The 8,008-nt window shown below is 67.7% G+C and carries 9 protein-coding genes and 1 pseudogene; 5 read left to right on the top strand and 5 right to left on the bottom strand.

Annotated elements, in window-relative coordinates:
- A pseudogene (locus QZ189_RS10025) lies at positions 1–699 on the top strand (hypothetical protein); the annotation flags it as partial.
- Here QZ189_RS10025 and QZ189_RS10020 read toward each other — a convergent pair.
- A complete protein-coding gene (locus QZ189_RS10020) occupies positions 696–1,490 on the bottom strand; it encodes a pentapeptide repeat-containing protein (protein ID WP_296421678.1) in 795 nt (264 codons plus the stop codon). The pseudogene QZ189_RS10025 and the gene QZ189_RS10020 overlap by 4 nt on opposite strands.
- A gap of 67 nt (positions 1,491–1,557) precedes the next feature.
- On the opposite strand from QZ189_RS10020, the gene QZ189_RS10015 reads away from it, so the two are divergent.
- Positions 1,558–2,625 carry an aminotransferase class I/II-fold pyridoxal phosphate-dependent enzyme gene (locus QZ189_RS10015; RefSeq protein ID WP_296421675.1) on the top strand — a complete coding sequence of 356 codons (1,068 nt, stop codon included), beginning with the start codon at positions 1,558–1,560 and terminating at the stop codon, positions 2,623–2,625.
- Here the strand turns inward: QZ189_RS10015 and QZ189_RS10010 are convergent.
- Entirely contained in the window at positions 2,602–3,678 is a 1,077-nt protein-coding gene (locus QZ189_RS10010; protein ID WP_296416259.1) for a UDP-N-acetylglucosamine--N-acetylmuramyl-(pentapeptide) pyrophosphoryl-undecaprenol N-acetylglucosamine transferase, read from the bottom strand. The genes QZ189_RS10015 and QZ189_RS10010 overlap by 24 nt on opposite strands.
- Before the next feature lie 53 nt (positions 3,679–3,731).
- Between QZ189_RS10010 and QZ189_RS10005 the strand changes: the two genes are divergently transcribed.
- Positions 3,732–4,466, top strand: a complete 735-nt coding sequence (locus QZ189_RS10005) for a hypothetical protein (RefSeq protein WP_296416244.1) — start codon at positions 3,732–3,734, stop codon at positions 4,464–4,466.
- On the opposite strand, the gene QZ189_RS10000 is transcribed toward QZ189_RS10005, so the two are convergent.
- Both QZ189_RS10000 and QZ189_RS09995 read right to left on the bottom strand, forming a co-directional pair.
- Complete coding sequence (locus tag QZ189_RS10000) at positions 4,456–5,313, bottom strand: NAD(P)-dependent oxidoreductase (RefSeq protein WP_296421673.1); 858 nt, start codon at positions 5,311–5,313, stop codon at positions 4,456–4,458. The genes QZ189_RS10005 and QZ189_RS10000 overlap by 11 nt on opposite strands.
- Positions 5,303–5,761, bottom strand: coding sequence for an EF-hand domain-containing protein (locus tag QZ189_RS09995; protein ID WP_010313497.1), 459 nt, complete (start codon positions 5,759–5,761; stop codon positions 5,303–5,305). The genes QZ189_RS10000 and QZ189_RS09995 overlap by 11 nt, the downstream gene beginning before the upstream one ends.
- A 131-nt stretch (positions 5,762–5,892) precedes the next feature.
- On the opposite strand from QZ189_RS09995, the gene QZ189_RS09990 reads away from it, so the two are divergent.
- On the top strand, positions 5,893–6,633 hold the full coding sequence (locus tag QZ189_RS09990) for a response regulator (RefSeq protein ID WP_296416242.1): 741 nt from the start codon (positions 5,893–5,895) through the stop codon (positions 6,631–6,633).
- Positions 6,611–7,858: an ATP-binding protein gene (locus QZ189_RS09985; RefSeq protein WP_296416241.1), complete on the top strand. Its 1,248-nt coding sequence runs from the start codon at positions 6,611–6,613 to the stop codon at positions 7,856–7,858. The genes QZ189_RS09990 and QZ189_RS09985 overlap by 23 nt, the downstream gene beginning before the upstream one ends.
- Before the next feature lie 61 nt (positions 7,859–7,919).
- Here QZ189_RS09985 and QZ189_RS09980 read toward each other — a convergent pair.
- A partial coding sequence (locus QZ189_RS09980) for a phosphoglycerate kinase (protein WP_296421679.1) occupies positions 7,920–8,008 on the bottom strand: 89 nt, incomplete at its 5' end.

The following is an 8,008-nucleotide window of genomic DNA, read 5'->3' as shown; positions in this document are numbered from 1 at the left end:
AACTACTTCGATTTCGTCCGAGGTCTGATTGAGTCGAACACGACCAAGGTTCTGGCTTCGCCGACCCTGATCATTAACGAGAATTCCGAGCCGATCGCTTCCGGTGCGGCGGTCACCGTTGGCGGTTCGGGCACCGCTGCACTCAACACGGCTTCCATTGGTCGTCCCTTTGCCAACGAGTCCTTTGTGACGGTGGGGGCCCAGGAGATTGTTAGTTACACCGTGCAGGCCGGGCAAAACGGTGCCCCGAATAGCTGTCAGCCGGAGTTTGGGACGGCAGGTTTGACCTTTGGCGCGCGGGTCTCCCGCATTGATGACAACGGCTTTGTCACCTTCTCGATGTCACCGGAGATCTCGGCGGTGATTGCGACGGACGTGCGCATTGAAGGCTGCGGCACCGTGAACACCTTGACGACCCGTCGCTTGGACACCGGCGAGGTGCGTGTGCGCGATGGCCAGACCTTGATCCTGACGGGTGTGATTTCTGATTACGACCAGGCCGTGGTGCGCAAGTGGCCCGTGCTCGGAGATATTCCCTTTGTTGGTCAGTTCTTCCGGGATTCGATCAACAGGCGTGAGAAGCGCGAGCTGGTGATCTTGGTGTCGCCGCGCATCATCCGCGACGACAACGGCGGCAACTTCGGCTACGGCTACCAAGCCGCGACGCCAGAAGCCCGTCAGTTGGTCTCGCCCTACTAAATCGAGCCCGGTAGGGCGGCCTTGGCGGCGATCGGCGCCACCATCTTGAAGGCGGCCATCAGTCCCCCCAGCAGGGCGCTGCCCATGCCATTGCCTCCCTTCGCCTTCTTGGTCGGCTTGAGCAGGGTGGTTGCTGCCTCCTCCAGTGACTTGGCCTGCTGGAGCGCCCCCAGCTCGCTGTAGAGCCGGCCGGCATAGCGCAGGTCCTGGGCAGCCAGGCTGAACTGGCCCTGCTCGGCGCGACTGACCCCCCGGGCCATCCAGCTCACCGCGGCGTTGGGGAGCCGTTCAATCGCCTGGCTGAAGAACTGCTCGGCCTCTGGAAAGCGGCCGGCTTCCGCCGCTTGGACGCCGGCGTTGTGGAGGGCGGCATAGCTGTGGACTGCGGCGCCGACCCCGCGGGCCCCTTGCCAATGGCTGCCCTCGAGGGCGCCGGGGTCCAGGCGTGCACCGGAGAGGTCGCTGTTGCGTAGATCGGTCCCCTCCAGCACTGAGCCCCGTAGATCCGCTCCCCGCAGGGATGCGCCGGCCAGGCTGGTGAAGCGCAGGTTGCTCTCCCTCAGGTCGGCTCCATCCAGGCGCGCTCCGCTGAGGTTGGCCCGCTCCAACTGGGCCCCTTGCAGCTGTGCGTCCCGCAGGTCGGCATGGACCAGGTCGGCGTCCTGCAGCATGCAGCGCTCGCAGGAGCGTTGATCCAGGGTGCGAATCACCGCTTGGTCATCGGCCGCCTGGGCGGCTCCGCTCCCCAGCACCAAAGCCAAGCCGGCCAGATGGAGACGCAGGCGAGCCATGGGCTGGTGCGGCCGAACTGGCGCTGTTCTAACGGTCATCTCTCCCCCCGTCGATCAGGCTGGGGGGATGGAAGCCCACGGCGGCAACTTGGAGGCGACGGCGCGGCGCTTGGGCTGCCGGCCGGATCAGATCCTGGATGCCAGCGCGTCCCTGGCGCCCTTCGCCCTGCCGCGGGCGGCCCGGCGGGCCCTGCGGCAGGTGGATCTGCGGGCCTATCCCGACCGCAGCCACTGGCGGCTGCGCCATCAGATCGCGCGGCTGCATGACTTGGATCCGGAGCTGGTGCTCCCGGGCAATGGCGCGGCCGAACTGTTCACCTGGGCCGCCCGTGATGCGGCCAGCGGTGGTCTGTCGCTGTTGCCCCAGCCGGGCTTCGCTGATTACGCGCGCGCTCTTCAGTGTTGGGGCGGCCAGCAGCGGCCCTTGGCCCTTCCCCTGGAGTGGGACGCCGCATTCCCGCAACCGTTTCCAGCCGACGGCCCTGCGGAGGTGCTCTGGATCACCAACCCCCATAACCCCACCGGCCAGCTCTGGAGCCGCGCGTCCTTGAGCCCGCTGCTGGCGCGTCATCGCCTGGTGATCTGCGACGAGGCCTTCCTGCCGTTGGTGCCAGGCGGGGAGCAACAGTCCTTGATTCCGCTGGTGGCGGAGCACCCCAACCTGATCGTCATCCGCAGCCTGACCAAGCTGTACGGAATTGCTGGGGTTCGGCTCGGCTATGCCGTGGCCCAGCCCGAGCGGCTGCAGCGTTGGGCCGGCTGGCGGGATCCCTGGCCCATCAATACCTGGGCTGGAGCCTTGGCCGATGCCCTGCTGAGCGATCCCCGCGCTTACCAGCGCTGGTGCTCCCGCGTGCAGGCCTGGGTGGTGCAGGAGGGCCAGTGGTTGCAGCAGCGCCTGCGGGCGTTGCCTGGCATTCACCCTTACCCGTCAGCGGTCAATTACCTGTTGCTGCGCGCTGAGCAGGGTTCCCTGCAGCCGCTTCGGGAGGCGTTGGAGCGGCGACATCGCATCCTGGTGCGCGATTGCCGATCCTTCGCCGGGCTTGGCGAGTCCTGGTTGCGGATCGGCTACCAGAACCGCTCGGGCAACAGGCGTCTGCTGCGGGCCCTAGGCGCTGAGCTCCTGCAGTAGTCCTGCGATCAGTGCTTCGGCATCGCGCACGGCCAACTGCTCCATGCCGCGGCGCAACTGCAGTAGGGGGTCGATCACCGGATCGCAGCCCCGCAGCCTGGGACCGAGTAGGCGCCAGAGGGTGCGCTCCAGGGCGGGATGCTCGGGGGGGTGCTGCCAGACGATCACTGCAGCACCGACGGCCGCGGCGGCACCGGCGTTGGCGTCCTGGTGCTTGTCCGCTGCTTGGGGGTAGGGGACCAGGATCGTTGGACTCCCGCAGACCGCCAATTCGCTCAGGCTGCCGGCACCCGCACGGCTGATCACCAGATCGGCGTGTTGCAGCAAGCCGGCCACCTCGTCGCTGAAGGGTCGCTCGGCGTAGCGGGGGTGTTGCAGTTGACCGCTCTCGGGGTCGTTGTTGCCGCTCAGGTGGACCACCCGGCAGCCCAGGTTCAGCAGTCGGGGCAGCAGGGGCCGGACCATGCGGTTGAGCCCCACGGCACCCTGGCTGCCGCCCATGACCAGCAGCAGTGGGCCCGCTCCCGCCGGGACCCAATTCGGGAGTGGTGCCGCCTGCAGAAACTCCCGGCGTACCGGGGTGCCCGTCACCCGCGGGCGGCAGCCCTGCAGGCGCTCTGCCGCCTGGGGTAGTCCGACGGCGACCTGGCTGCAGAGCCGCCCGAACAGACGCGTGACTTTTCCTGGGACGCCATTGGATTCATGCAGCACCACCGGCACCCCGCACCAGCGGGCCGCCAGGATCGCCGGTGCAGCGATGTAGCCGCCGGTGCTGAAGACCAGACGGATGCGTTCCCGGCGGATCAAGCGCCGCACCGTGACGGTGGCGCCCAGCAGGCGCAGCAGGTTGGTGAGCTTGCGCAGTCCCCGGCCCTGAAGGCCGCCGGCATCGACGGTGTGCAGCCGGTAGTCCTGGGGAACTAGCTCGGTCTCCAGCCGGTCGGGAACACCGAGCCACTGGATCTCCCAGTCCGAGGGCAGGGCCTGGGCCACGGCGAGGGCTGGGAAGAGATGCCCGCCGGTGCCGCTGGCAGCGATCAACAGGCGTGACATGGGCATCGCTGATGAGCGCGCCTAACTTAAGGGCACCTCCCCGTTGAGCTCCCGTGCAGTTGCGCTCCTTCCTGGCTGCCGCCCTCGCTCTGACGGGTCTGGCCATGGGGGCTCCCCTTCGGGCGGCGCCCAGCCTGCAGGCCCTGCAGGAGGCCCTGAACAACGGCTCCTCCTCGGAGATCTCGGCCCTGCTCGAGGCCGGTAATGGCCTGGATCCCGCGTTGGTGTTGCAGCGCCGCGACTTCTTGCGCGCTCAGTTTCCCGATGCCAGTTGGCAGGTGAGCCCCGGGGTCTCCCTCAAGGACGGACGGCCCACCACCCTCGTCACCGTTGCCGGTAGCCGTAAGCAGGGGCCCTACAAATTCCGCTTTGAAGCCACCCAGAAGCTGGTGCTGGGATCCAGTGGCGATCGCTTCAACAGCCAGGACGTGATCGAATCCAATTCGATCCTGCGCAGCGGTGACCCCAACCTCAAGGTCAGCTTGTTGATCCCCGATGCCGTGCTGACCGGGCAGCGCTACGACCTCGACGTGATCTTTGACGACCCCCTCAACGGTGCGGTGGTTGCCGGGGCGATCAAGCCCGTCACCGTCAGCGAGTTGCTGCGGCTGCAGGCTCCTGACCTGCAGCTTGAGGCCCTCGGTGGCGGCGGCCTGTTCAAGACCGTGCAGGCCCCTTTCCAGCCGGGCAGTCAGACCTGGGCGGTGCTGTTGGTTCACCCCAAGGGGATCGTCGCGGCGTCCAAGCAGGTCCGGGTGGTCGCCAAGCGCTCCGAGCTCACCCTTTAAACCAACGGGCCAGCGCGGAGACATCCAGCTCACCGCAGCCCTGCTCGATCAGCTCGTCCTCTAGGGCGGCCACCCGTTCGCAGATCGGAAGCTCCAGCTGGGCCTCGGCCGCGGCACCCAGGGCGATGCCGAGGTCCTTGCGGTGCAAGGCCAACTTGAACCCCAACGGATAGGAGTCGTTGATCATCTGTTGGCTCCTGTTCTCCAGGGCCCAGGAGCCAGCGGCGCCACCCTTCAGGGCCTGCACCAGGGCGTCTTGCGGTAGCCCCAGGCGATCGGCGAGGGCCAGGGCTTCAGCGACGGCGGCATAGCTGCCGGCCACCAACACCTGATTGACCGCCTTGGCCTGCTGCCCTGCTCCCACGGGGCCGAAGTGATGCAGGCTGCCGCCAATGACCTCCAGGAGCGGCCGAGCCCGCTCGAGCTGGTCCAGCTCAGCCCCGATCAACACCCGTAGGGTTCCGGCTTCGGCTCCTTCGGTGCCGCCGGTCACCGGAGCATCGATGTAGTCCACCCCCTGCGTCGCGAGCTCGCCGGCGAGGCGTTGGCTGGTGCCTGGGCTGATGGTGGAGCAGTCGATCACCAGCGCCCCAGGCTGCAGGTGGCCCTTCGCCAGGGCCAGCACCTCGTCGACCGCCTGGTCATCGCTTAAGCAGAGCAGCAGCAACGGCGATGCGGCCGCCGCCTCAGCCACCGTCATCGCCCGCTGGGCACCCGCCGCCTCCAGGGATTGTGCGGGAGCGGCAGTGCGGTTGAAGACCGTCAGGCTCCATCCGGCCCGCAGCAGGTTGCGGGCCATGGGGGCACCCAGGGCTCCAAGGCCCAGACAGCTCACATCAGTTGGCATGGGCTGGTTTGGAGAGGGTGTTGAGTTCGCCGCGATCCAGGCTGCCATCGCCGTTCTGGTCGATGGTCTGGAAGTGCTTGCGCAGCCAGGGGTAGCCCTGGGCTTCCTGTTGGTCGATGCGGCCATCGCCGTTCTGGTCGGCCTTACGCAGGACCCGCTCGGCGCGCGGGGGCGGCACCTTGTTACTGGGCTTGAGATCCGCGGGGGTCAGGTAGCCGCGGCGGTTCTGGTCGAGGCGGTCGAAATGACGCTGGAGGTAGGGCTGCCCTTGAACCTCCTGGCGCTCGAGTCGTCGGTTGCCGTCCCGGTCCAGTTGCTCGAAGAGCTGTTGCAGGCGCCGTTCATAGGCCTTGAGTTCCTGCGGCGTCTGAGCCTGCAAGCCCAGGGGGAAGGCCAAGAGCAGGCCGGCGCCAGCGGCAAGCAGGAAACAGGAGCGGTGGCGCCTCATGGCATCAGGCTATGGAGCCCTGCTCGCTGCAATCGGCCTGGCCGCTCGGCAAGGTGTGACCAGATCTGTCTAGCGCGATTTCCGCAGCTTGATCTCCATACAGTCGGGACAGATGTTGCGCCTGCAGCCCCATGGCCGTGCCTGCACGGAGCACTCCCCAACGCATCTGGGTGGTGGATGACGATGCGGAGCAGCGGCGCTTGGTCGGCACCTATCTGACCGATCAGGGCTACGACGTGCGCTGCCTCAGTAGCGGTGAGCAACTGATGGTCCGGCTGGAGAGCCAGCGGCCCGATTTGGTGGTGCTCGACGTCATGCTTCCTGGGGAGGACGGTCTGACCCTGCTGCGCCGTCTGCGGGATGGCGGCGATGACCTGCCGGTGGTGATGTTGACGGCCAAAGGGGACGGCATCGATCGGATCATTGGGCTAGAGCAGGGGGCCGACGACTACTTGGGTAAACCCTTCCTGCCCCGGGAGCTCACGGCGCGGATTGAGGCGGTCCTTCGGCGGCGCGTCGCCCTGCCTGCGGGCACGCCGCTGGCGGAGGGACAGGTGGTGGAGTTCGGCGAGAACCGGCTGGATTTGGCCAACCGCAGCTTGGAGCGCAATGCCCATCCCGTTGTGATCACCAGCGGGGAGTTCAGCCTGCTCGCGGCTTTTGTCCAGCACCCCCATCGGCCCCTGTCCCGGGAGCGTCTGATTGAGTTGGCCCGGGGTCCGGAATCGGAGACCGACAGCCGCAGCATGGATGTCCAGGTCTCCCGGGTCCGCAAGCTGGTGGAGCCCGATCCCACACGGCCCCGCTACCTGCAGACGGTCTGGGGTTACGGCTACGTCTTTGTGCCCGATGGCCAAGCACGCACCCGTTAAGTACGTCCTGGCGGGCGCGGGCATCTCCGCCCTGGCTCTGGTGGTTCTGCAATCGCTGCTGGCCCAGCGCTTGGAGCGGGCGCAGATTGCCCAGATGGGTCCCGAGGTGGCCTTCAACCTGAAGCTCGGGGAGTTGGCACTCGATCGCCTGCCGCCCGAGGCCCTGGCCCGTCTGAGTGGATTGCCGTTGCGGGTCGGCCCCTTCCCTCCCGTCAGTGGCGATGGACGTTTGCAGCGGCAAGCGCGGCTGCTGCAGCAGGAGCTCTGCCAGCGGGTGCGGCCCTGTCCGCCGGTGCTACCGGCCCAAAGTCTGGCGCCCGGCCTGTGGGTCGAGTTGCTGTCGCCCCTGGAGCCGATCTGGTTGTTCACCCCCGTGGGGCCGGCTCAGCGCTGGCCCCCTGATCCCCTCTTGCTGGGGTTGTCCTTGTTGACCGGGAGCATCTCTGCCTCGTTTCTGTTCCTCTGGCGCGAGGTGCAAACCCCCCTGCAGCAATTGGAGCAGGCCCTGGGTTCCGTGGGGCGGTCCGGCCAGCAGCCCGCTCTGCCGGAGCGGGGGGCTCGGGTGGTCCGCTCGTTGACGGGCCGCTTTAACGCCATGGTCGAGCGCCTGGCCAGCAATGACCGTGAGCGCACAACGATGCTCGCGGGCATCGCCCATGACCTGAAAAGCCCCCTGACCCGTCTGCGCCTGCGTTTGGCGGACCAGCGGCCAGCGGAGGCGGACCTGGATGCGCTCGAGCGCATCACCAGTCAGTTCCTGTTGTTTGCCGGAGGCGGGGATGCGGAGCAGCCCGTGCAGTTGCCCCTGGATCAGTGGTTGGCGGAGTTGACCGCTCCCCTCGAGGCGGACCAGGTGCAGCTGGATCTCACCCCGATGGAGGCGCGGGTGCAGCCGGTGGCCCTGGGGCGAGCGGTGGGGAATTTGATCGAGAACGCCCTGAGCCATGGACAGGCCCCGCTGCGGTTGGTCCTGCGTCCGGAGGCGGCGGATGGTTTTCGCATTGAGGTCTGGGATCAAGGCGATGGCATTCCTGCCGAGCAGTGGGCTCAAGCCTTGATGCCGTTTCAGCGCTTGGACCGGGCCCGGGGCGGCAGCGGCCACTGCGGTCTGGGGCTCGCCATCGCGGCTCGGGTCGCTGCCAGCCATGGCGGGGGGCTGAGTCGCCTGCAGTCGGAGCGGGGATTCGCCGTGGTGCTGACGGCCCACTCCCTGGAGCGCCCGTAGCTGGAGGAGGCACAAAAAAAGGGGCCCCTCGGGGCCCCAGTCGCTGAATCGCCAGTGGAGATCAGGCTTCGTCGAGGGCGGCCACGCCGGGGAGGACCTTGCCTTCCAGCAGCTCGAGGCTGGCGCCACCGCCGGTGGAGATGTGGGACA

The sequence above is a fragment of the Vulcanococcus sp. CPBay_Sum15L08_68 genome, assembly GCF_017855895.1.
Lineage (GTDB): Bacteria > Cyanobacteriota > Cyanobacteriia > PCC-6307 > Cyanobiaceae > Vulcanococcus.
The sequence above is the reverse complement of the archived record's forward strand: the minus strand, read 5'-3'. Positions and strand labels throughout refer to the sequence as shown.